15 protein-coding genes are annotated in these 24,504 nt (G+C 33.9%); 4 read left to right on the forward strand and 11 right to left on the reverse strand.

Annotation, left to right across the window (positions count from 1 at the left end; all coding sequences use genetic code 11):
* Positions 1 to 100 precede the first annotated feature (100 nt).
* The 4 genes from HGP29_RS09835 to HGP29_RS09850 form a co-directional block, all read right to left on the reverse strand.
* Positions 101 to 4,192, reverse strand: a complete 4,092-nt coding sequence (locus HGP29_RS09835) for a hybrid sensor histidine kinase/response regulator transcription factor (RefSeq protein ID WP_168882227.1) — start codon at positions 4,190 to 4,192, stop codon at positions 101 to 103.
* 10 nt (positions 4,193 to 4,202) lie between these two features.
* Positions 4,203 to 6,638 carry a sugar-binding domain-containing protein gene (locus tag HGP29_RS09840; protein WP_168882228.1) on the reverse strand — a complete coding sequence of 812 codons (2,436 nt, stop codon included), beginning with the start codon at positions 6,636 to 6,638 and terminating at the stop codon, positions 4,203 to 4,205.
* Between the two features lie 149 nt (positions 6,639 to 6,787).
* Positions 6,788 to 7,423, reverse strand: coding sequence for an HAD family hydrolase (locus tag HGP29_RS09845; RefSeq protein ID WP_168882229.1), 636 nt, complete (start codon positions 7,421 to 7,423; stop codon positions 6,788 to 6,790).
* Positions 7,424 to 7,556: 133 nt separating this feature from the next.
* Positions 7,557 to 8,327, reverse strand: coding sequence for a GIN domain-containing protein (locus tag HGP29_RS09850; RefSeq protein WP_168882230.1), 771 nt, complete (start codon positions 8,325 to 8,327; stop codon positions 7,557 to 7,559).
* 311 nt (positions 8,328 to 8,638) lie between these two features.
* On the opposite strand from HGP29_RS09850, the gene HGP29_RS09855 reads away from it, so the two are divergent.
* Positions 8,639 to 10,039, forward strand: a complete 1,401-nt coding sequence (locus tag HGP29_RS09855; RefSeq protein WP_168882231.1) for a basic amino acid/polyamine antiporter — start codon at positions 8,639 to 8,641, stop codon at positions 10,037 to 10,039.
* Positions 10,040 to 10,314: 275 nt separating this feature from the next.
* Here HGP29_RS09855 and HGP29_RS09860 read toward each other — a convergent pair whose 3' ends face one another.
* Together HGP29_RS09860 and HGP29_RS09865 are read right to left on the reverse strand one after the other, a co-directional pair.
* Entirely contained in the window at positions 10,315 to 11,688 is a 1,374-nt protein-coding gene (locus tag HGP29_RS09860) for a histidine-type phosphatase (protein WP_168882232.1), read from the reverse strand.
* A 266-nt stretch (positions 11,689 to 11,954) separates the two neighbouring features.
* Positions 11,955 to 14,045, reverse strand: a complete 2,091-nt coding sequence (locus HGP29_RS09865; RefSeq protein ID WP_168882233.1) for an FUSC family protein — start codon at positions 14,043 to 14,045, stop codon at positions 11,955 to 11,957.
* 244 nt (positions 14,046 to 14,289) lie between these two features.
* On the opposite strand from HGP29_RS09865, the gene HGP29_RS09870 reads away from it, so the two are divergent.
* Both HGP29_RS09870 and HGP29_RS09875 read left to right on the forward strand, forming a co-directional pair.
* Positions 14,290 to 15,273, forward strand: a complete 984-nt coding sequence (locus tag HGP29_RS09870) for a helix-turn-helix domain-containing protein (RefSeq protein ID WP_168882234.1) — start codon at positions 14,290 to 14,292, stop codon at positions 15,271 to 15,273.
* A 154-nt stretch (positions 15,274 to 15,427) separates the two neighbouring features.
* Positions 15,428 to 16,645, forward strand: coding sequence for a Gfo/Idh/MocA family protein (locus tag HGP29_RS09875; RefSeq protein ID WP_168882235.1), 1,218 nt, complete (start codon positions 15,428 to 15,430; stop codon positions 16,643 to 16,645).
* Positions 16,646 to 16,959: 314 nt separating this feature from the next.
* Here the strand turns inward: HGP29_RS09875 and HGP29_RS09880 are convergent, their stop codons facing one another.
* Both HGP29_RS09880 and HGP29_RS09885 read right to left on the reverse strand, forming a co-directional pair.
* Complete coding sequence (locus tag HGP29_RS09880) at positions 16,960 to 17,805, reverse strand: helix-turn-helix transcriptional regulator (RefSeq protein ID WP_168882236.1); 846 nt, start codon at positions 17,803 to 17,805, stop codon at positions 16,960 to 16,962.
* An 83-nt stretch (positions 17,806 to 17,888) separates the two neighbouring features.
* A complete protein-coding gene (locus HGP29_RS09885) occupies positions 17,889 to 18,449 on the reverse strand; it encodes a carboxymuconolactone decarboxylase family protein (protein ID WP_168882237.1) in 561 nt (186 codons plus the stop codon).
* A 276-nt stretch (positions 18,450 to 18,725) separates the two neighbouring features.
* On the opposite strand from HGP29_RS09885, the gene HGP29_RS09890 reads away from it, so the two are divergent.
* On the forward strand, positions 18,726 to 20,408 hold the full coding sequence (locus HGP29_RS09890; RefSeq protein WP_211093254.1) for a thiamine pyrophosphate-binding protein: 1,683 nt from the start codon (positions 18,726 to 18,728) through the stop codon (positions 20,406 to 20,408).
* Positions 20,409 to 20,490: 82 nt separating this feature from the next.
* Here HGP29_RS09890 and HGP29_RS09895 read toward each other — a convergent pair whose 3' ends face one another.
* The 3 genes from HGP29_RS09895 to HGP29_RS09905 form a co-directional block, all read right to left on the reverse strand.
* Complete coding sequence (locus tag HGP29_RS09895; RefSeq protein WP_168882238.1) at positions 20,491 to 22,056, reverse strand: DUF1254 domain-containing protein; 1,566 nt, start codon at positions 22,054 to 22,056, stop codon at positions 20,491 to 20,493.
* A 109-nt stretch (positions 22,057 to 22,165) separates the two neighbouring features.
* A complete protein-coding gene (locus tag HGP29_RS09900; RefSeq protein WP_168882239.1) occupies positions 22,166 to 23,095 on the reverse strand; it encodes a helix-turn-helix domain-containing protein in 930 nt (309 codons plus the stop codon).
* Positions 23,096 to 23,105: 10 nt separating this feature from the next.
* Complete coding sequence (locus HGP29_RS09905; RefSeq protein WP_168882240.1) at positions 23,106 to 24,458, reverse strand: MATE family efflux transporter; 1,353 nt, start codon at positions 24,456 to 24,458, stop codon at positions 23,106 to 23,108.
* Positions 24,459 to 24,504 lie beyond the last annotated feature (46 nt).

A 24,504-nucleotide genomic window follows, 5' to 3' on the forward strand; every position in this document is an offset into this window, starting at 1 on the left:
ACTTTTTAAATGAACTCTATTTATGTCAATTCTATAAAATCTGTGTCAAAAAAAGCCTGCTAATCAGCAGGCTTCAAGTATATTATCTATTTTGTGTCCATTAATCTACGGCCTCCTTTTTCGTAAATTCTTTTGGTGTTACTCCAAAGACCTCTTTAAAACTCTTTGAGAAATACGACCTATGTGAGAAGCCTACCATGTACATCACATCAGAAACATTATAGTCTCCTTGTTTTAAGAGCTGTCCTGCTCTTTTTAATCGCACATTTCGGATAAACTCATTGGCTGTCATACCCGTCATGGATTTAATTTTTCGGTACAGGTTAGTTTGTCCCATTCCGATATTCTCTCCGAGCATTTTTACGTTAAAATCGGAATTATCCATGTTCTTCTCGATTTCTTGCATTACCTCATTTAAGAATTTCTCCTCAAACGATGGAAGTTTCACTTCCTCTGGCTGAATATCGATTTCTCTCTTTATACTTTTCTTTAAGTGTTCCCTTTGAGTGATAATTTTACCCACTCTTAATCTTAGGTATTCTACATTAAATGGTTTCGCAATATAATCGTCTGCGCCTTTCTCAATCCCTTCCATTTTGCTTTCAATACCACCTTTAGCTGTTAGAATAATCACAGGGATATGATTGGTGAGTACATTGGCTTTCACTTTATTACAAAGTTCAATACCTGTCATTTCTGGCATCATCCAATCTGTAAGAATCATATCAGGCATTGTCTTCTTAGCTACTAGCCATCCTTCTTTACCATTGGCAGCAGAAGTAACATTAAATTGCTCTTCTAAACAATGAATTAAGAATTGACGCATATCTTCATCATCTTCCACAACCAAGATACTTGGTCTACCATCTTTATTCTGCTCTTCTATAGCTTCTTCATCTTCGAAGTCTTCATGGTCAACGTCAACTTCTGATTGATTTGTGTTATTTTCTACTTCTGTAGAAGTTTCCACTTCATCAATTTCTTTCTCCTCATAGTCTTCTAAGTGCTTTTTGTCCAACGGTATATATAGAGTAAATTCTGCTCCATGTTTCTCTTCACTCTCAACAGATACCCAGCCACCATGCATTTTTACATAATCATGTACTAACGATAAACCTATACCCGTACCCTGTTGGCCCAAGTAGTTCTCAGTTTTGATGTTTGTGAATCTATTAAAGATCTGTGATTGAATCTCTTTAGGAATACCGATACCCGAGTCCATTACTCTAATTCTCTGATAATCCATCGGAGGCAGCTGTTTTACAGGATGTTCTGCTTCTACTACATCTACTTTCACCTCTATCTTACCGTTATCAGGAGTAAACTTGATTGCATTTGAAATTAAGTTATATATCACCTTTTCGATTTTTTCAAGGTCAAACCAAATTACGCGTTCAGTCTCCTGAGTTCTGAAATTAAGATCTATATTACGCTTTATGGTAGCATCCATAAAGTCATGAGTAATATTCCTAGTCAGACTTACAATATCATATTCTTCAATAAGAAGCTTTTCACCTCCTTGATCAATTTTTCTAAGATCAAGTACTTGATTGACCAATCTGCTTAGTCGCTCAGTATTTCTTTTGATGATATTTAAGAGCTTAGATTTTTGTGGATCTACCTCTAAAGATTCCAATTCTTCTAAAGGACTACTGATCAATGTTAGAGGTGTTCTAAGTTCATGAGAAATGTTTGTAAAGAATTTAATCTTCATTTGATTAATCTCTTCACTTTTTTCTCTTTCAATTTTCTCCAATTCCAGCTTATTCTGAACCTTAACGTTGGATACAGTAATGCGTTTAGCAAAATAGAAAAGAATACCTAGTACAATAAAGTAGAATACTTTTGCATACCAAGTTGCCCAAATTGGCGATTCTATTGTTAACTGCAGACTTGCATACTCTTCTCCAAATTTCCCAAAATTATCTGAAGCTTTAATCTTAAAAGTGTAATTACCTGGTTTCACTTTGATATAAGATACAAAGTCTCTACTGCCATCAATTACTTGCCATTTGTCTTCCCACCCTTCTAACTTAAACATATACTGATGGGCAGAAATATCTTGATAATCCAAAGATGAGAAATAGATAGAGAATGTATTCTCTTCATAATCTAGGTTGATTTTTTCTACATCATTTAGATCTTTAGTATATAATACTCTTTCATTTAACTTCTGATGTGTATCAATCTCATGATTATCCACTTTAAAAGAAGTAAACCTTACTTTGTTAAAGGTACTTTCATTATTCAACCCATTGGGATCAAACGATAAGAAACCATCATAACTATTAAAATAAATGCGATTTTTTAGCTGCACTACATCTCCCGCTTTATAGGTTCTGATTCCAGTGTTTGCAAAACCAAAGCTTACCAACTCTTTAGTAGATGGAGTATATTTATTCAGTTTATTTTTTGTGGTAAACCAAAAGTCTCCTTTCTCATCAACAAATAACGAAAGTATAGTATGGGGATGAGTGTATACAATTTCAAAGTGTTTGCTCTTATCATTAAAAGTAACGATATCTTTAGGTGTGAAGCCCCACATTTTTAGATCGTTACCAATAAATGTATTCTTCAAGTAAAGCCACTTATTTTCTTTTTCTTTAAAGTGAACAACATTCCCTTTTGTTAAATGGAAGTAATCAATACCATTACCATTCGAAATCCAAGGGTTTTTATCTGCACCTCTAAATATAATATCTGAAATATAGTCCCCTGCGATAGTATTTCTATTATTAGGGTCGTGTCTGAAGTTGATAAATTCTAACTTCTGATTTCCCTTCTCAATCACTTTGTACACCCCTAGCATTGAACCAATCCAGATATCCCCTTCTTCGTCCATGGCAATTTTGAATAGATAATCTGTTTGTAAGGCTAATGGGTTAGTCTTATCAGCAACATATTTATAGATCTTATCCGTCTTGGGGTTTATCACATTTAAACCTCCAGGTGTAATTACCCAAAGCATGCCTTTTTTGTCCACCAATAGTTCTTTTACATTGCTGTGTAATATCTCTGGTGTCTTATAATAAACATACTCTTCTTTTTTAATATCATACTTAATTAACCCTGAGAAGTTAGTGCCTATCCAAATATTGCCTATCGAATCTTCTGCAATAGTATTTACAGGTAATCCTTTGGGTAATAAGTCGTTTTCATAACCAAAAGTATTTATAGCAAATGCTTCATTATGAAAGGAAACTTTATCTACTCCATTATTTGTACCCAACCAAATATTCCCTTTTTGATCATTATAAATAACATTGATTATATTACTAGTAATAGAATAGTGATTGTTATAATCCGAGAAAAGGTGTTCGAAAGTGCCTTTGCTTTCATCATAGATATTCAAGCCAAAACCTGTACCCAACCAAATCTCATTGTCATTCACTCTTGTGATACTTTTGATCACATTATTACTTAAGGTTTTGTCCGTCTTTCCTTTATAAATTTTAGAAAATTCTCCAGTTGTTGTGTCAAAAATAGCAAAACCAGTTTCTGTACCTACATATAACTTAGAATCATCCTCTAAAGAAAACGGCTTGATATCTAAGATCAGGTTGTTTTTCTTATTCTGCTCTGACCTCTTCTGTAGGCGATAGTGGGTAAATGTACCTTTTTTCTGATCGTATTTGTTCAATTGATCTTGAGTACCTACCCATAATATTCCTTTAGAATCTTCGTATAAAACTCTAACAACGTTGTCAGAAAGACCTTCACTTAGACCTGGAATTTTTCTGATGACTGTACTTTCATTTGTTTTTGGATCAAGAATAAAAATTCCAGCTCTTGTACCAATATACAAGTCACCACTTTTCAGAAACTGAACTTTAAAGAAAGTAATATCTTCATTGGTTAATGATATTCTTTCAAAAGTATAGGTAGCTACATTAAATTTAATCAAACTCTTAAAAGTAGCAATCCAGATATTACCATTATTGTCTTTCGTGAGATCAATGATGTTTTCAGTAAGGATAGTTTCCGCTTTATAGCCATCATAACGAACTAATCCGTCAGATAAACCAATCCACATAAATCCATAATCATCTTCCAAAAAACAATTTACTTTTTTGTTAGTAATGTTCTCAGGGAGCTGGATATGTGAGAATTCTAAAAACCTATCTAGTGCAAATAGTGGGCTCTGCGGTAATAACAAAGCACATGTTAGTAATAGTATTAATAGTCCTTTCATATATATCATGTTATCGAATCACCTTCAATGATTTGAAAGTCATTGTTTTGGAATTTAATTTAGTTGATTTCACTGTTAGCTTGATCAAACCCGCTTCATCAGAAGACTGAAAAAATAGGACACACTTACCATTAAAAACCTTTCTAAATTTAGCTTTATTTGAAGATAAATCCAATATGTCTCCATTTTCAACACCTAGAATTTTTGCGGGACCATCAAGAGTAAACTCAACAAGGTGGTCAGCGTCTGGAACAAAGACGCCATCCTTATCTATAATATTTACTTCACATCTGATAACGTCAGTTTGGTTTGCGTATACTTCAGTTTTGCTAGGTATGAGTTGGAAACTATAAGCTTCACCACTACTTCTAACGATATCTTCTGCTACTTTCTTATTTTTATTTCTTGCAATTGCCTTAATTTCCCCTTTTTCGTAAGGAACCTGCCAAACAAGTTGTCTTTCCTTACCCATCACTTTTTCTCCAAGTGATTTCCCATTTAAGAACAATTCTACTGAGGAAGCATTTGTATATACTACCACTGGAATTTTTTGTCCTTCTTTACCTTGATGATTCCAATGGGGCAACACATGAACCATCGGCTCGTTACTCCAAAGACTTTGATAGAGGTAATAATGATCTTTAGGGAAGCCTGCCAAATCGATGATACCAAAGTTGGCTGTTCTTGCAGGCCAATTAAATGATTCTCCAAGGTAATCAAAACCTGTCCATCTAAAGTTACCTACATAGTAATCGTATTTTTCAACGCGGTTCCAATCATCTCTAACACCAATTCTAACAATCGAATTATCATAAGAAGATTGGTATTTGTTTGTAATGTTAGGGAACACTTCTTCATCACTTAAATTAGGAATTTTATAGACCTTATTTTCCATCTTCGCAAATTGCTCCGGCTTCTCCCATGGTGCAGGATTATCTTTGGTTCTATACCAAGTTTGTGTTCTGTAAATTCCTCTCGTCTGTAACGTATGAGTAATCTCTGTACCAACGATTAATTGGTTAGGATTTTTTGCATGATAATCTTCAAGTACATTCTTAAATTCACCATGCCCATTAAACCCTGCAATATCTATATGAGTCCCTTTATACCCTCTACCTTGGGTTACAAATCGTGTTGGATCTATTGATTTCACAAAGTCAACTAATATTTTTTGTTCTTCATTAGTAAACTTATGTACCTCATTACCGATACTCCACATAATTACTGAAGGGTGGTTACGATCTCTTTTTAAGAAGCCTTCTAGATCTTTTTGCCAATAATCTGCAAAATAATTCCCGTAATCAAATTTCGCTTTTGGTCTCCACCATCCATCAAATGCTTCGTCCATCACCATAAAGCCCATGGTATCGCACATCGCATAAAATTCAGGAGAAAAGGGGTGATGTGCTGTACGTAAAGCATTACACCCCATTTCCTTAAGTAATTTTAATCTGTGGTAAAGAACATCATTTGGTACGGCTACACCTAAAGCCCCTGCATCTTGATGATTACTTAATCCTTTTAATAAAATAGGCGTATCATTCAAGAATAGTCCTTCGTTATTTTTCCATTCTACTTTTCGAATACCAAAAGGAGTAGAATAGGTATCTTTTATTATTTTATCTACCATTACTACACTCTCTAATGTGTACATATCAGGTGTAGTTGGTGACCATAATTTCGGATTTTCTAATTGTATATTTTGAGTGATCTCCCCAGTTTTTTGTAGCTTATATTTCGTTGTTGTTTCACTAACTACTTCTCCTGTATTAGACCTAACAATACTTTTTAAAGTGATTTTCTTGGCAGCTTTTAACTCACTTTTTAAGCTAGTAACTATTTTTACTGAAGCAGAAGCTTTGGATACTTGAGGAGTCGTTACGAAAGTACCTGATTGAGGTATATAGATATTCTTAGTTTTCGTTAACCATACATGTCTATAAATACCCGATCCAGTATACCACCTTCCACTTGGAAGTTTTGAATGATCTACTTTAACAGCAAGGGTGTTTTTCCCTTCTTTTAAATGTGGCGTTAGGTCATACTCAAAACTTATATAACCATTCGGGTGAAAACCTAAATGATGACCATTTATCCAAACATCACTATTTAAATATACCCCATCAAAAGTGATGAAATATTTATCGTCTGCGTGTTTGTCTGCTACTTGAATTTCTTTTCTATACCATCCTATTCCACCAGGAAGAAATGCCCCTGATTTTCCCGACGGGTTTTCTTCTCTATATTCACCTTCAATACTCCAATCATGAGGAACGTTTAATACTCTCCAATTCGAATCATCAAAAGCTACCTCTTGGGCATTAGATACCTCTTCCTTTGTAAACTTCCAATCAAAATCCAATGAAATACGTTCACGAACCGTTTGTGAAAAACCGATAGAGGAAAGAAAAAATAACCCAACAATATGTATAAAAATTAATCTCATTTCAGACAAGTAGATAATAAAAAAGTCGTTATCGTATAGTCAAAACTAGATCATAAATGTTGATTTAACGGTTATTTAAAAATGCAAAAGTAGCACATATCCAAAAGTCGGATTTGTGCTACTTTTCAACACTATTTGTATAATTTATGCTATTTAATTAGCACTAATAGGTCTTTCATGGAAGTAAAAACATCTATTCCTTGAGATGAAAACTTTTCTGCATCTTCATGTGGACAATATGCTAACACATTAAATCCACCATTTTTTGCTGCTTGTATACCTGATAAACTATCTTCAATAACTAAACTATCCTCTGGTGCTACATTCAAATGAGCAGCCGCTGTAAGAAATACTTTCGGATCCGGCTTCCAAGCATTCAAGTCGTAGGCACTAAACATATTTCCTTTAAAAAAACTGTACAAGCCAGTCGTTTTTAAATTTAATTCCATCTTATTCATAGGACCATTGGATGCTACAGCAAAAGGGAGTGATAAATGTTCAACTACTTCTTTAATTCCTGGTATTGGCTGAATATCATTTTCAAACGCTTGGAATGTTCTTTTTCTAAATTCAGCCTCAAAATTATCTTTTAACGTCACCTGATATTTCTCTTGTATATAGCTAACAATTTGATCAAATGCTTTTCCAGTTAGAGTTTGTATCGCCTCTTCATAAGTAATGTCAATAGAATAGTCTTTAAATAGATCGATGAATACATTCATGGTAATCGATTCTGAATCCACAAGAACTCCATCACAGTCGAAGATGATTGCTTTATATTTCACTATGTTGTTATTTATCAGTTTATACTTCTTTCTTCAAAGGTAATAAACCCGAAAGTGATTGAAAAAATAAAAGGTACCCTGTATATAAATCATACAGAGCACCTTTAACATTCCGAATTACAAACTTTATATCTTATTGCTGAATAACTTCTCCTGAGCTACTTGTGTTAGCTTCTCTCACTGTTGGGTTTCCTTTAAAATAGAAGTTACCACTTGATGATAAATTTACATTGTACTCATTCACACAATGAACATAAGCATCTCCTGAAGAAGAAATATCAAAATCTACTTTATCTGATGTCATATCATTAGAGTAACAATTTCCAGAAGAACTAATACGTCCGACTAATTCGCTTGTTGCTCCGACTAACGATGCATCTCCTGAAGAAGAAATATTAACCACTACTCGATTGGCCTCAATATTACTTGCCTCTACATTACCAGAAGAACTAATGTTTACAACCAAATCACTGCCTATTCCTGTAGCATCTTCTAATTTGATATCTCCACTAGAAGACGTATTTAGACTTACTTGAGAAGAACCTTCTCCAACTTCAGAGATAGATATATTTCCACTAGAACTCGCTGTAGCTTCTTTTAACTGAGGAAGCGTAACATAGATATTCAAATCAAAATTAGACAGGTTTTTATTAATTGAGATTTTCCATATTTCATCTTCTACTTTCTGAGAAAGATGTTCAAAAACCTCAGGTTGTGTTTCTATAGTAATTGTTTGCTCTTCACCGTATTGGATATATACATGACCGGTCGTTTGGAAGTTCACTCCTTTGATATCTGCCAACTCCAAATTATAGTTTGACGTTGGACCAGAAACGTCCTCACTGTTACAACTCACAAACCCCATCACTAAAGTGATAAATAAAATTATGTTTAAATTTTTCATGCTTTAAATATTGTTTTCAGTTGTATAACACTTGACAGTTAGTTTACCCCTACTCCCAAAAGAAAAAAAATATTTTTTTTTCAAATTGATCAAATATTGATACCAATACTGTTCATAAGATACTCTGTTTCCAGAGTATCATCCAACAATTTTAAACCTTTATTTATAGTAATCAATCACCTTTTTATAGCTTCATTTTTATTAAAAATACTGCCGAAACAATGGAATAAGTAAAGTCGTTACCAAAAGTAACCTAAGGTCTAATTGACTTTAAAAACACACATACAAATCATCAAAAATCTTATTCATCAATGGAAAATGAAAAAAAAGTTGGACTGTGGGGACTTGTCGCCATTGTTTTCGGTTCAATGATCGGAGGAGGAATTTTTAATATCCCCCAGAATATGGCTTCAAATGCTGGGTTAGGTGCCGTTATGTTATCTTGGGTGATTTCAGGAATTGGTATCTGGTTTTTAGTAGAAGTATTTAAATCTTTAGAAGAAAAACACCCTGAATTAAGTTCAGGAATATATGCATATGCACAAAAAGGATTCGGCAACTTTGTAGGCTTTAGTAGTGCTTGGGGATATTGGATTGCTGCTATTTTTGGTAACGTAGCTTTTGCAGTACTATTAAATGATGCACTTGGTATTTTCTTTCCAAGTCTATTAGAACATGGATGGCAAACAGTGGTTTTCGGATCCGTGTTAGTATGGTTGATGACGACCATTGTTTGGTTTGGAGTAAATAAGGCTTCATCATTGAATACACTCTCAACAGTGGCAAAATTCTTATCACTGATTGTAATATTTATTATGCTAATCGTTGCCTTCGATTTTGATGTTTTTACAGCTGATATCTGGAGATTTGGATTAGGAGGTATCGGCAAACAAATTAAAGGTACTATGATGGTAACACTTTGGTGCTTTATTGGTATTGAAGGAGCAGTTGTGATTTCAGGAAAAGCAAAAAAGAAATCGGACGTTAGTAAGGCGACAATAATTGGTTTTGCAGCAGCATTACTGATGTATCTGTTATTATCGGCTTTATCTTTTGGTATCCTAAAACAAGAAGAATTAAGCGTTTTATCTTCTCCTTCTACAGGTGGTTTATTACAAGCTGCTGTTGGTAGTGATTGGGGATTGATGCTAGTAAATATTGCTGTAATAATATCAGTATCTGGAGCTTGGTTAGCTTGGACAATTCTAGTTGCTGAAACACCTTACAGTGCTGCAAAGGATGGCATCTTACCAAAAATATTTAGTAAAGACAATGCACATCAATCACCAGGGATTTCATTATTAATGTCTAGTATTATTGTTCAATTGGCATTATTTATTGTCGTTTCTGCAAAGGATGTTTACTTGGCAGCTGTTGATATTGCCGGAGTGATGATTCTTCCTTCTTACTTGTTAAGTTCCATGTTCTTGCTAAAAGAGGCACTAAGCAAAAAAGGATATTCAACGAAAATCAAAGTGATTGCTTTATTGTCGTCGTTGTATTGCCTTTGGTTAATTTATGCAGCAGGCATTAACTTTTTACTGCTTTCCATGATGTTTTATGCTGTAGGTATTCCATTTTACCTTAAAGCAAGAAAAGAACAAAATGGATCACATGTGTTTGCCAATTATGAAAAATGGATTGCAGGAACAATGATTAGCTTATCTTTTATTGGGGTTTATATTATATCCACAGGTGCAATGGCACTTTAATCATAAAAAAACAGCCTCAGTAATTACCGAGGCTGTTTCTAAATCTTTACATCTTTAAACTATCATCATCTTAACAAAGCATTATCGATATGGGCAAAAAATTATCGATATTAAAAAATCGTTTTTGGGTATGTTTTAATCACTATTAATTGAACTACAACTTTATATACTCTTAAAACATGTACCTCACCTTTTATATTTCAGTAGAAAAGTTTCAAAATCTGACTTCATAAAAAAACGCCTTGAGATAGAATGTTATTCTCAAGGCGTTTTTTTTAAAACTGATTTATTGTTTTCATGTAGTTTGTATCACTTATCTGATTAGGGGTGATCAAAGTTTCTACATAATCGAGATAACTATCTAATAGGTAAACATTATCTTGATTACCTTCCAAAGGCAGTGTCGCCGGTTGTTCATTAAACCTGACCTGTACAAACTTCTCTCCTTCTTTTTCCAACAAAAACCATTCGATATTGGAAGCCATACTTGCATACTCGCCTTCAGACCATTCAATATTAAGTACATGGTCTGATTTTCTATTGATGTTATTGAGATCTAACAATACAGCTAAGGGTAATGTGGTTTCAGCATGGGCAAAATTAAAATACCCTTGATAATCTAAAGTTCCCTTCGAAGCTAAACGTAGATTGTTGCTAATATTCATCAGTAATGTCGTTGAATTAGCATAGGAAGTTTTTCGACCTTTATACCCTGGCCCCTTTTCATAGAAAGCTTCGACATCGCCTATTTTGGCTAGAAGTTGAGTCTCAGAGGGTGTAAAAACAAGGAAGTCTGGACGTTGGTCTGGTGTAATCGCAAAAGAGATTTTAAAGCATTCATACAGTGCTAAAATGATATCCATCTTCGATGCAATAACAACTTCTCCTTCATCATCTTTATATACTTTCTCACCATTTTCAATATTATTGATTATTTGAGACTTAAAATAGTTAGGAAGAATAGCATCCACAATGTCTAGATACTCCTTTGATTTTTTTAGCTCCACTATTTGCTCCTCCCAAATTGCTGAGTCTTTGTATGCTTTATAGTTAGGAGAAATTTTATGATATCGTAAAAGCGGATCTTTCCCTTTAATAAAATTATTGATTTCCCATTCCGGATGGACATCCTTCTCTTTCAATCCTTGTATAAATGCTCCTCTTGAATTCTGAGTTCTTGATTTATATGTCGCATTTCCAATAAACTTTGTAGAGGACTTAAAGAAATCAGGAGCAATATCGTATAGCCTTTGTCCTATAGCGAAATGTTCTTCTTTCCCTAGTGGAGTTAGTTGACCATAATTGTTTTTCTGAAGATCAATAAGTTGCTTTACCTCTTGCATCAATAGTTTGCCCTCCTCTGTTAATTGGTTCTGCTTATCTGCATCCATCATCAATTCATATAATGCAATATCTTCTCCCGGACCACTCATATATCGAGAACCATGTCTTGCAACATTTGTAATAAAGATGGTTTCATAATCTTCTGGTATAGGAGTAATTTCTTTTGGGGGCATATAGTTCTTTTTCGAACCAATGTTCCACTCTTGTTCCGTTGTTAAAGATTGCTTTGTATTTTCCTGTGAACAGGATGTCATAAAAAAGAATTGGAATGTACTCAATATAAGTACTGTAATTTGTCTGTTCATTATTTAGCTTAGTTATTCAGTTGGTCTATTTCATATTAGGTTTCAGTTGATTATATATCCTCTACATATCAATGAAATATAAAAATGGATTTAACAGCAGCGAAAATAAGTAATTTATGATTACGGAATTCTGTGTTCATAAAAAGATAATATTGGCGTCATTAATTGTTATTTCACAAAAAGTCCTTTACCTAAAAAAAGATAAAGGACTCCAATAAATACATTATGGATTGAGTAATGCTGGGATTATAAAGTATCGTATTTTATTAAGCAAAACGCTCTTCTTTTAAAGTTTCCCATCTCACCTTATTACTGTACTGTTTGTATTCTTCCATAATATGAATCAACACCCAGTAATTATTAAGAATCTTGTGGAAATCAAGAGATGCATTACTTTGGTCTAGCCTTTCAAGTATGTTTTGAGCTTTCGCTTTTACCGGGATAATACTAGAGGAATTACCAATTTTTTCATCTTGTAACATATACAAAGTTTCTTCCTTGAGTGTTGAAAATTCCATTAATGATTCCTCAAGAGTATTACTTTCCTTCATTCTTTTTATCAGTAACTGAATTCTTTTAGAGATTCTATGAATGTAGAAAGTAATATCGTTTAGTTGTTGCTCAGTGATTCCATCAAATAAATCATATTTAATAACTGCACTCCATTTCTCTAGAGTCATTGCAGCAACTTCCACTTCTCTTTTGGCTAATCTAATTTTTATAACCTTACTCAATTGGTACCATTTCACCTTATCTTTGGCATGAACAAGCAAATAATGGGCACTATTAAAGAAGCCGTTTATCTTATTCATAAATGCTTTTTCGGGCCTAGTTGTATTGAGCATATACCCCAAAATCACGAGCCATAACAATGAAATAGTATTGAAAATATCTGTATTTATGATTCCATAAAAATCATACGATTGATTTTCATTTGTTATCCCCAATAGCATCACACCAAAAGCTGCAGTGACAAATGCAAAACCCCTTAGGTAATAATAGTTGATAAACATGTAGATAAATAAGAAGACACTTAATGTATAAAAGCTTCCCAACGCAGGCATAATAAAAGTATAAATTAGCGTCGTAAAAAAGCTCATGATCGCAAAATATTTGAGAAACTCTTTTGCTTTCAGTTGGGGTGTTAAAGCAATAAACATGGCATTGGCTCCAGATGACATATACCATTGCGAATGCCCTGGAGGGTCGAAAAATATCCAAATAAGAAAGCCTCCCATTACAGCAAAAGTTGCATAGAGGGCACCTACAAAATATTGCTTATCTAACAAGGTGAAATCATAAACCTTATGCTTTGCTACTTTTCTAAATCTGTTGGGAGAATCGTTGACAAGGTGATTGGTGACATACGTTAATTCTTCTAATTCATTCATTAGATCATACATCTCCTCTTGAATCAGTTTCAACCGAGTATATTGAAGTTTATTTGAATGATTTTCTTGATCTATTAGAATTGTCACCTTATTAAAAGTGAACGTAGTTGCTTCTTGTTTAAGCATTTGAACGACTTGAGACAATCTCTGATGAATTTCATCGTAGGCAGCTATAAATGGCTTTTTTTCTAAATATACATCCTCTTCATGGTTTAATTCTTCGACATTTATCAATAAACTAACCAAGCTGTTCGACACCTTATTGTACCTAAAAACAAAGTCTGCCCACAAGTCTTTTCTTTTATGATCATCCGTATTATTGTAGTCAGCTAACGACAGTAAATCAACCAACTCACTTTTACTTTTTTCCATTTTATGATTGAAAGTTGATGCATCAATCGTTTTATGTTGAAATTGGTATTTTATTAACTCAAATTGTTTTTGAAGATGATGTATTAGTTCTGCTGCTACTTGCTTTGGCTTTCTTTGTTCGTAATAAGGCCAAATCACAAATGAGATGATGGTATAGATACCTACGCCCAAAACGTTTTCTAGTGTTCTGTACAAAGCATGGTCAAAAGCATTTATTGGATCAGAAGCACCAGCAGTTGTGATGATCAGACAAGTGAATCCTAACACATTCCATAAATAACTATGCTTTGCATCTGCCATCATCATATACATAGTAATAAATACCCAAAGGCCTGCTAAAAACATAAATAAGAAACGACTTTGAGGAGCAAGTGCTAGAATGATTAAGCCGACAATACTTCCGATCACCGTACCAATTATTCTTAATGTTCCTTTTCGAAAAGACTGATCGATTCTGAAATTGGGCATTGCCACCATACAAATACCAAACCCTGCCCAAGCAGGATCAAACCAATTTAATTTTAAAGCGACAGCATAAGTAATCACAAAAGACAATGCTACTTTTACCGCCTCTTTCACTTGTCTGTTTTCCATTGTTTATTGTGTCAGAAGTTGATGAATAATTAAAGCATATCGCAAAAGTAAAAGGGGCGTTTTCAATTCATTGGTAAAAATTTAGGGGAGATTAGTAAAACTCACTATTAAGCTGCGAGTAGGATCTCTTTGAATGTTTTCAAGGAAATATTGACACATTCTTCTTTTAATAAATACATTAATAAAGGTTTTTGTAAATTATTTAATAGAGTAATTCACAATATCATTCCCTGAAAATTATCTAATGGAAGAAGTACATTTTAACGACAGAGGAGATAGTACCTACTATGAATATTTAAAAGAAAACCTAAAAGGGAAGCCTGTAGATAAATATACTTTATCCCTTAAAAGCGACCTTATCGATGGTACTCTTTTCGTCGTAGAAGAAAAAGGATTTAGAATTACATCAATCGATTATAAAGTCCTGAAAGACTTCTCCATCAACTTTACTTCCGATAAGCAATTTGATTATACTATTATCTTCTTTTGCGAAGATGTAACCTATTCGGGTCATGATGATAAGCCCATTCACTTTAGTGTTCCTACAGGGTTTTTAATTTTAGATAATACTCAAAACATCATTTTTGAAAGAAAAAAAGGAACTCACCAACAAAGAGTCACCTTATATTTTAATCGATCAGATGTATCTCCCTTTTTAAATGAGAAACTCAATACAATCAAAGACTTTGCTTTTCATAAAGGGGATGATCATACGGCTATATGGAAAAAGGTGTACTTTGATAAAGGGCCGAAAGACATTAACCCTAAACTGAGAAATAGGTGGCATATCATTAAGTTACATGAGCTTTGCCTTATCATTTCTAATATTCTCCTTTCATTTAATGGAGAAGAAGACTTGAAGAAAATCTACATGGACCATGAGTTTGAAGCGGTTTTTGAAATTAGAGATTACATACAGCATAACTTTCATGAAAAACCCATCATGTCAAAACTGACAAAAAAATATGGGATCAATTCGACAAAACTTAATGAGATTTTTAAGTATTGCTTCGGTCAGACCGTCTATAAATATTACAAACATGCAAGAATTTATAAAGTAAGAGACGAAATTATTACCACACATAAATCATTGACAGAAATTGCTTATGAATTTGGGTTTTCCGATATCAACCACTTATCAAAAAGTTTTATTGAGGAATTTGGAGAAAAGCCAAGCGAATTGAAAAACTCTTCCAAAAATGATTCACAAAAAGGCCTTGACAAATAAAGAAATAGCTAACTAAAATTGATTCATAAAATGTTATCGTTAAAAGATTTTAATTGTCTCTAATATCTAAGGAACTCTACTCCTCCTGATATATATTTAGATAAAATTTATAAACCTTTTCCTACAAACATACGCCTACTCGATCAATTACAAGATGCATAAAGTTAAGATTGGACTCATTGGTGCTGGATACAGAGGGATAATACATCTAGAAAATTGTTTGCAAAGAGATGATGTAAACATTAAGGCTGTAGTGGAACCCAACATAGAACATCACCAGAAAATTCATCAGTTATTTAAGAAATACAAGCAACCACTACCTACTATTTATAAAGACAGTAATGGTTATAAAGAAATGATGACTTCCATAACATTGGATGCTGTTATTATTTCTGTGCCTTGGGATTTCTTTTTCGAGATTACGGCCTTTGTTCTCCAATTCCCTGTTTATGTAGGTATTGAAGCCGCTAGTGCTACCTCCTTAGAACAACTTTATACATTAAAGGAAATTAAAGAGACACATGGTACGCAATGTATGTTACTTGAAAACACTTGTTTCCATAGAGATGTCATGGCGATTCAAAATATGATTGATCAAGGACTTTTTGGAGAGTTAGTACATTGCAGAGGGGGTTATGAACATGATTTACGTTCGATTAAGTTTGATGAAAACATGAATTATGGAGAAGGTGCGAAAGGTGAAGCAAGTTGGCGAACAAACCATTCAATCACTAGAAATGGCGATTTATATCCTACCCATGGTATTGGGCCCATTGCCTCATTCCTAAAGATTAATAGAGGAAATGAGTTTGTATCTATTGTCTCTCATGCGTCGAAGTCTGTGGGTCTAAAAAGTTATGTAGCCAAACATAAAGGTGAGCACCATCCTAATGCTAAAGATAAATATATACTAGGTGATGTCATTACATCTACACTTACGACCAAAAATGGTGAAACGGTGATCCTAACACACAACACTAATGTGCCTAGGCCATATTCTCTCGGTTTTAGAGTACAAGGAACGAAAGGCATTTGGATTCAGGAACATGGCAACCACCTCCATTTGGAAGATTATACAGATCGTGATGAATGGATGAATCAACCACATCAGATTTTCAATAAATATGATCATCCGGATTGGAAAAAATACCAATATGATGCTGCAAAAACTGCTAGACATCAAATGGACTATTTTGTCTTAAAGGAGTTTATTGAAGCAATTAAATCACATAGGACACCAAAATATGATATCTATGATATGCTAACTTGGCTGGCCATTTCACCGTTATCTGAGCAATCAATAAAAGAAGGAAATAGGACCATTAAGTTTCCAAACTTCAAAGAAAAAAGAACGGAGGAAGCGATTTATTAGTATAGTATCAACCGGAATTATACAAGGTTTAAGCTCATCAACTCTTTTATTGTACTGTTATAAACTTTCACAATCCGGTTATTTATAATTTTTTTTTACCAACGATTGTTCTTTTTTTACTAAACCAGACTTTCGACATCGCCGTTTATTTAACTGTAACACATTAAAGCAGACAAAAGAAATTACACATCATCAGTTTAAACAATTACATTAAAACAAAGCATTTTTAATACGAGCAGAAAAAGTCGACCTTTTGGATCGACTTTTTTTTATTGCATAAAAACAGCTCCAACCCAATGAAACTGTTCAATATATTACGATTCTATTCTTGTTCGATAATGTGAGGGGGACACTCCAAATTGTTTCTTAAACAGTCTGGTAAAATATAATGGGTCGTTGTAACCTACTTCATATGCTACATCACTTACTGGAATTTCGGAAACCTTCAGCAATTCTTGTGCTTTTACCAACCGTTCCTGCATAATGTACTTCGAAGGCGAGATCCCATATACTTTTTGGAACTCTCTTTTAAATGTGGAAAGGCTCATATCATTTAGTTTAGCAAGCTCCTCTAAAGTTAAATTAGAGAATTTATGCAATTCAATTACCTTTTTCAGTTTAACGACTCTTGGTGAATATAGATCATGGATAAGTTCAACAACTGAACTTACATTTCTAGTTTGTACCAACAGTAAAACCAATTCTTTGATTTTAAGTTCAATAAGATCTTGATTGACCAGAGAAGGGTTATCAAAATAAAACTCTAACGAATCTATAAACCTAGCGATTACGGCATCATCTACTATATGTTTTGTATTCGTGGGCTTATCTCTTTTCTCAATAAGTTTGGGTAGTTCGTGAATGTAGAGTTTCTTTAATACTTCTGGATATAAATGCACCGCGATTACTTCAACATTTCCAGAGTTTTGTTTACCTAAAAACTCAAGAAAGTAAGTATCACATTTTAACAAGACAGCTTCTTTTTTCTTGATGTCCATTTTTTCATTTGCAGAATGTAAAGTGATATCTGCATCTTTCATGTATAGAAAACACCCTTCATCCTGAAAAACCCGTTCTTTAGTAAACGGGACCTCAATTTGAATTTTTTCTATTAATGGCTTTCCATCATATTCAAAAACCTGTGTTGTAATTGCTTCCATTAGATTAAAGTTATGGAATAATATGAGTTATTGAAAAAATCCTTCTACATCAAATATTAATGCAGAAGGATTGATTGAAGAGATTAGACAGTAGCTTCTTTTTCCCATTTAAAGGATTGGAAGTTCTTATCTAATGGTGTTTGTGATACATGATTGGTATAATTACTAATTGTTTTTTGTGCTAAACCTAAAATCACATCCAATACATTTCTATGTGTGTACCCTGCAGCATAGAAGCTATTTAAATCTTCATCTGATACAAAACCACGTTTTCTGATCATCTGTAAAGTAAATGTTCTTAGCGCTTCAAGTTTTTCAGACTGTAAAGGAGTTTCGTTTCTTAACGCCTCAGTGATTGCACTATCTATGTTCATTGCATTTGCAATTGCAGTATGAGCAGGAACACAATAATGACATTCGTTTTCAACATTAATCGTTTGCCATACTACAGTAAGTTCCTCTGAATTAAACGATGAGTTTGTAAATAATTCATGTAGCTCATCATATGCTTTTGCCAACTGAGGAGATTCTACTAATGTCCCGATTAAGTTGGGTACAAAACCGAAAGCTTTTTGCTTTTCTTCCAAGATTGATTTTGCTTCTTGGTCTACAGTGTCGAAAGTGTGTACTTTAAAATTTCTCATGGTAATAGGTTGATTTAAATTTGAATAACTATTTCGTTTTGTTGTTGTAACAAATGTAGCAGAGTTCAATTCGTTTAAAATGGACTATTAGGTCAAGAATATGGACAAGTCAAAAAAACACCCCAAGACTATTAAAAAGGGTGATTCATAGTGTCAGTCTTTTTTACAACAACCTCAGCTTTTCATACAAAAGATTACTTTTTAAATCCCCCACCTTTGTATTGTTCGATAGGAACAACAAATCAAAATCTATTCAACCTTTAAAAAATTATTATTATGACTATTTCAGAATACGTACTAGTTAGATTAAATGAATTAAATGTAAACCACTTATTTGGTATCCCTGGCGATTATGACTTACCTTTTTTTGATGAGATGATTGATAAGAAGACAGGCGTTAAACATATTAATAGCAGAAACGAATTAAATGCAACGTATGCTGCTGATGGATATGCAAAATTAAATGGATTTGGTGCTGCTGCAGTTACATTTGGAGTTGGATCCTTAAGTACAACAAATGCCCTTGCAGGTGCTTATGCAGACAATACTCCTATAGTAGTTATATGTGGTGCTCCAAATAGAAATACTTCTAAAACATTAGGACGAAAGCAGCTCCACCATTTAATTGATCAGGACTTAGATACTTCACTTAAAGTGATGTCAAATTTTACTGTTGGTTCAATTCGCCTAGAAAATTCTGAAACGGCTGCAGAAGAAATTGATCAGCTTCTTTTAAAATCTTATTTCCAAAAGAAACCCGTTTACCTTGAAATCCCTTATGATTTACAAAAAGCGGAAGTTGCAGCTCCAGACAAACCATTAGACCTTAATAAAAATATATCGAACCCTCAAATGCTATCGGAAGCTGTAGAAGCTATCAAGAAAGAAATTGAGAAGGCTAAAAGCATATCTAGCTTGGTTGGGCCTGTGTTGGATCGTAATCAGCAGATTTTAAATGCAGATAAAATCATTAGACATCTTAATGCCTGTGTAGGTACCGTTTTTACTGGAAAAATCTCTCACTTTGAAGACCACCCAAATAGTGTGGGCTTATATCAGGGAAAAGTATCCGAAGAATATACTTATAAAATGATAGAAGGGGCTGACCTAGTAATTACCTTCGGAAACCCGTATACTGAATTTGATAGTGGTGTTTTTACTGATGATATCGGTACTAACCAAGCTTCTATTCATATCCAAAATGATCATGTTATCATTAATGATGAATTTTATATGGGTGTATATCTTAAAGACATTTTGCCAATTCTTGCCGAAGAAGTACAATCGTTAGCCCCAAAATCATTATCTATAGATCCTACTCAACGAAAATTTTCCTTCGAATTAAAAGATCAGTTTACACCAACAGACAATGCCATTACTATTGATCGTTTGTTTGTGCAATTTGCCAATTTCATGGAATCAGGAGATACCCTATATGGTGATACTGGCGGATATATTAATTTGTCACAAGCTGAATTCAAGAAAGACATTAGTATCATGGGTTGTGGTAACTGGGGTTCTTTAGGTGCCGGATTTGGCATGAGTGTAGGTGGATCTTTTGCCGCTTCAGAAAGAAAAACGGGTAAAGTAGTTTCTATTACAGGAGATGGAGCCTTCTTAATGTCGGCTCAAGATTTATCTACTCTTATTGAGCATAAACAGGATATCACACTTATAATTTTAGATAATAGTGGATATGGAGCAGAGCGTCAAATTTATCCAGGTAAAGAACGTAGTTACAATGATTTCTTACCATGGAACTATGAAAAACTTGCCCCTGCTTTGGGAGGTGTAGAAGGTGTAACTTGCCACAGTTATGTTGCCAATACCGAAAAAGATATCGATAAAATCTTCACTGAAGTTATTGAGAATAAAGGTGTCAATGTTGTGAGAATAATGATTGATCCTTGGGATAGTGCTTCTTTCAATGTGAGATTTAGTGAAGCATTAAGACATTAAAATACATGAGATAATTTGATTAAAATTGATGATCGAAAAGGACACTCTAAATGGAGTGTCCCTTTTTTATATCTATCACAAATTAATTTCTCTGTAATACTATTTCCCCTGGCTGCCAAGTTTTATTGAACCATGGGTTTAATGGCCCATATAAACGAAGGATTGTAAACCAGCCTTTACCCGGTACTGTCTGTATCCAATTGGATTCATGGCCTTTTGGAGAGTTAGGCCCAAAATACAAAGTATAAGATCCATCTGTATTTTTTTGTAATGGATTCCTTTGGCTATTTATACTTGGAAATCTCTGACCTGTTTGTAATTCCGATCTTGTCTGTGGATCATATACACATACCGACCAGAAGTTTTTGGCAGGTACATCTTTTGGAAGATGTAAAGTATAGTTTTTACCTCCATCAAAATAATGATCATCACTATCCTTGCTTGCAATAGCATATTGTGATCCTATACCTTCCAATTTCCATGTCATAGCAGGAGTGTTTACTGTCGCCATGTAAAAGAATCGAGATCGGGCATCAAGGTTTCTTCCTCCCTTGCCTTCATCTTTCAACCATTGATAATTTCCACCAATAAAACCCGACTCCCAATTAGATTCAGTATATATTTTAGCTTCCTTATCTCTTGGATTAAAAGCTAATGCTCTTGCTGTCCCATTGGCTACTTTTACAGCATCTGTCAAAATTGCCTTTTTATGAGCATCCGGTTGGAACAGTTTCCCTTTTTCAATTCCAATACTTGAGAAAATACCTCTTAATTCAGGGTCAATAAGCGATATTGGTTCTCTTTGAATCACAGCATTTAATTCTTCATAGAAATGAAAATCATTTGCATGAATGGTATTAAACGTTTTAGAAGACATATCGATAAACTCCATTTTGGGAGCTGTTTCTTTCTTTTTATATGGATAAACTTTTAATCCGTTTCTAAATAGTTGGGATGAATAATTTGGTTTTTGATCAACAAGAAAACCTCTAAGGATTACCCAGTTTATATAACTTTTAGAGGTTGCGACATAATATCCATGGTCAGGAACATTCCCTTTATAATCTGGAGGAAGAATTAGATATTTTCCTCCTTTCCCTCTATCGGGACCTGGTAATCCCATATCAATGACATATCTAAAGAAAGCATCGTTTACTGTGGCAGGACCACAACCTTTTGGCACTTCAATCACCATGGGTCCATCTTGCTTTAAATCTAAAAATACGGAAGCATAAACAGTACTTGTATTTCCTGTTAAGAAGAAAGCATTTGATCCCATTAATTGATCAAAAATGCCGACTTTATTATAATTATCAGCACCCATACTCACTACTCCTCTTCTAAATGACTCCAATGAAGCAGCAGGTATTCCATTTAAAAAGGTTTCAATTCCCCTTAAATGATCCAGGTTATCATATAGTTTTTGAGTGGTTTCCTCTGTGGGCATTCCATCAAAATAGTTTAGTTCACCAATACTTGTAGTGACTTTATTGGGGGTTAATATATCATGTGGAACTGAAGTATTATACTTAGCAGCAATATCTTCAAACTCCTTTTCCCTTTTAACTGAAGTTTCCTTTTTTGTATCACAACCTATGAATAATTGGGATGCGATTAATGATGAGATAATAATAAATTTACGTTGCATAACTTTGTATTTGATTTGATTTATTCAACGGTAGTTATGCATCGTTTTTTTATATATTCATCTGAAAAAATAACATATTTCTATGAATGATCTTTTTATCAATACTACTCTATCTTTGCTTTTTTTGATACTCTTTTGGGGTAAGACCAAATGTTTTTTTGAAAGCCATAGTAAAATGACTGCTGCTTGAAAACTCTAAATCCATAGCTATCATAGCGTTGGTTTTATCTCCTTTCAATAAAAGTCTCTGGGCCTCCTCAAGCTTTATTTTTAATATATATTGATAGATAGACACCCCAAATGTTTTAGTGAAATTATAGCTTAGGTGACTTTTGCTTATTCCGCACTCCTTAGATAGTAGATCGATATTTACGCCTATTCCATTTTTAGTATCGATCATCTGTCTTGCCTGAAAAACACCTTTAATATTTAAAGTAAGATCGCCTTCCTTTTTCACTTCAGCTTTCTTACTGATTTGTTCCAATAATAAGTGGAATAAGTAAGAACCGCAGGAGTAGATCAATTCTTTATAAAAAGGCGATTGTTGGATTTCTAATATACGATAATACGTTCCTTTCATTACCTGATTCATTTCTTCAAAAACAAGAAATGATGTAGACTCCGGAAATATCTCTTTCAGTGATGGTACTCTATCTACTAATTGCTGGAAATAGGATTTCTGTACTCTAAAATTCAATAAGCGAATACTTTTATTGACGGGAAGCTTCCATTGAATTTCTCGCTTATCATTAGTCATCAAAGCTCCCTCTTTCAAGCAGATTTCTTCATCGGACTCAAAGAGAATTGATGATGTATCTGCAAACATAATAGTGATAAATTGCTCATCATCAGCAAAGGTTAAAGTACTGTTCGCTACCTCTTTTTTTAAAGACATATATGTTCTAAAAAGCTGCAATCGCTCAGTAAGTAAAAAGCCTTCAACTTTCCCCTCACCAATTTCATTGTCGAAAATGAAGGTATTATCTATTACTCTTCCATTAAAATTTGTATTCCACTGTTCTAGAATATCCTGTATCATTGTACTATGATTAGCTTACGGTTACTTCACTTTTTAGAAGTTTGTTCGTCAAATAGAAATAAGCAACAGTGAGAAATAGAGCTCTTAGAAAAACACTAATACCTATTGCATACCAAACTCCATCTACACCCATTCCCATATTGTTGGCTAAGAAAAATGCCAATGGGACTCGAATTACGGTCATAGAAGTATTGATCACTGCCGGGTACTTTGTTCGACCCAACCCATTGATAATCCCTGTAGTTACCATCTCTACACACATAGATACCTGAGCTACACCAAGTACTTCTAGATAATCTGCTCCTATTAATATAGTATTTCTTTCACTCACAAAGACTCCCATTAACTCTTCATCAAAATGATAAAAAAGAAGGCCTGTAACGACACCTAAAAGTAATGAAATTATCATGGCATAGAAGTACCCTTTTTTAATACGATCAAATTTCTTTGCCCCATAATTTTGTCCTGTAAATGACAACATTGCTGAGGATAAACCAGAAATACACATAAATGTGATGGCTTCTAGCTGGTTTCCTATTTTTTGAGCTGCGATAGCATCACTTCCCCAATCTGAAATAATTTTTGTGATGGCGATTCCTACAACTGTAAAGATGATTCTTTCCAATGAAGTGGGTAACCCTACTTTGATCAATTCATTAATACGAATAAACCGGAAACCCCACTGGGTTAATCCTCCGAAAAAAGTTCTAAAGGATTTTCTAAGAAACAGTGCAAAAGCAATAAACTGAGCAATACCTGTGGCCCAAGCAGCCCCTGCGACTCCCCAACCAAAAGTGAAGATAAATATTGGGTCCAATACCAAATTGATCACTACGCCAATAGAAAAGTAGAGAAAAGGCTTTTTGGCATCCCCTCTTGAATTACTGATTTGAGTCAATAATAACGTCCCTAAAGAAAAGATGAGAAAGATCGACATCCAGCTCAAATAAACATACGCACTATCAATGACTACCTGTTTTTTGAAATTGAAGAAGCCAATGATTTCATCAAAATAAACTTGGAGAATTATACCCATTAAGATAATGATCAGCATTAATGCCTTAACAGAATCTCTACTATATTCTTTAGCTTTTTTGTTTTTATTTTCTCCAATAGCTTGAGAAACAAGAACCCCAGAACTTACTAAAAAGATCGATGCAAAAGCCCACACTAATTGTAGGAAGATTGTACTTGTACCTACTCCTGCAACGGCATCACTACCCAACTTTCCTATCCAAACGATGTCCACAACATTTGTAGCCGTTTGCATAAACATGGCACCAATAATAGGAACTGAAAGTGCAAGAATTCGCTTTAATACAGGACCATCCGTAAGGTCTTTACTATTTGTTTTACTTTTCAAGTGATTGGGTTTAATCTGTTGATCGAAATGAGCTTTTAACTATGTT

The sequence above is a fragment of the Flammeovirga agarivorans genome (genome assembly GCF_012641475.1).
Taxonomy (GTDB): domain Bacteria; phylum Bacteroidota; class Bacteroidia; order Cytophagales; family Flammeovirgaceae; genus Flammeovirga; species Flammeovirga agarivorans.

What these genes read in the sequence shown, in the direction of transcription:
- HGP29_RS09885 (WP_168882237.1), bottom strand. Translation starts at nt 18,449, where the DNA reads ATGAGAAATTTTAAAGTACACACTTTCGACACTGTAGACCAAGAAGCA.
- HGP29_RS09860 (WP_168882232.1), bottom strand. Translation starts at nt 11,688, where the DNA reads ATGAACAGACAAATTACAGTACTTATATTGAGTACATTCCAATTCTTT.
- HGP29_RS09875 (WP_168882235.1), top strand. Translation starts at nt 15,428, where the DNA reads ATGCATAAAGTTAAGATTGGACTCATTGGTGCTGGATACAGAGGGATA.
- HGP29_RS09870 (WP_168882234.1), top strand. Translation starts at nt 14,290, where the DNA reads ATGGAAGAAGTACATTTTAACGACAGAGGAGATAGTACCTACTATGAA.
- HGP29_RS09850 (WP_168882230.1), bottom strand. Translation starts at nt 8,327, where the DNA reads ATGAAAAATTTAAACATAATTTTATTTATCACTTTAGTGATGGGGTTT.
- HGP29_RS09895 (WP_168882238.1), bottom strand. Translation starts at nt 22,056, where the DNA reads ATGCAACGTAAATTTATTATTATCTCATCATTAATCGCATCCCAATTA.
- HGP29_RS09855 (WP_168882231.1), top strand. Translation starts at nt 8,639, where the DNA reads ATGGAAAATGAAAAAAAAGTTGGACTGTGGGGACTTGTCGCCATTGTT.
- HGP29_RS09880 (WP_168882236.1), bottom strand. Translation starts at nt 17,805, where the DNA reads ATGGAAGCAATTACAACACAGGTTTTTGAATATGATGGAAAGCCATTA.
- HGP29_RS09840 (WP_168882228.1), bottom strand. Translation starts at nt 6,638, where the DNA reads ATGAGATTAATTTTTATACATATTGTTGGGTTATTTTTTCTTTCCTCT.
- HGP29_RS09900 (WP_168882239.1), bottom strand. Translation starts at nt 23,095, where the DNA reads ATGATACAGGATATTCTAGAACAGTGGAATACAAATTTTAATGGAAGA.
- HGP29_RS09835 (WP_168882227.1), bottom strand. Translation starts at nt 4,192, where the DNA reads ATGAAAGGACTATTAATACTATTACTAACATGTGCTTTGTTATTACCG.
- HGP29_RS09890 (WP_211093254.1), top strand. Translation starts at nt 18,726, where the DNA reads ATGACTATTTCAGAATACGTACTAGTTAGATTAAATGAATTAAATGTA.
- HGP29_RS09865 (WP_168882233.1), bottom strand. Translation starts at nt 14,045, where the DNA reads ATGGAAAACAGACAAGTGAAAGAGGCGGTAAAAGTAGCATTGTCTTTT.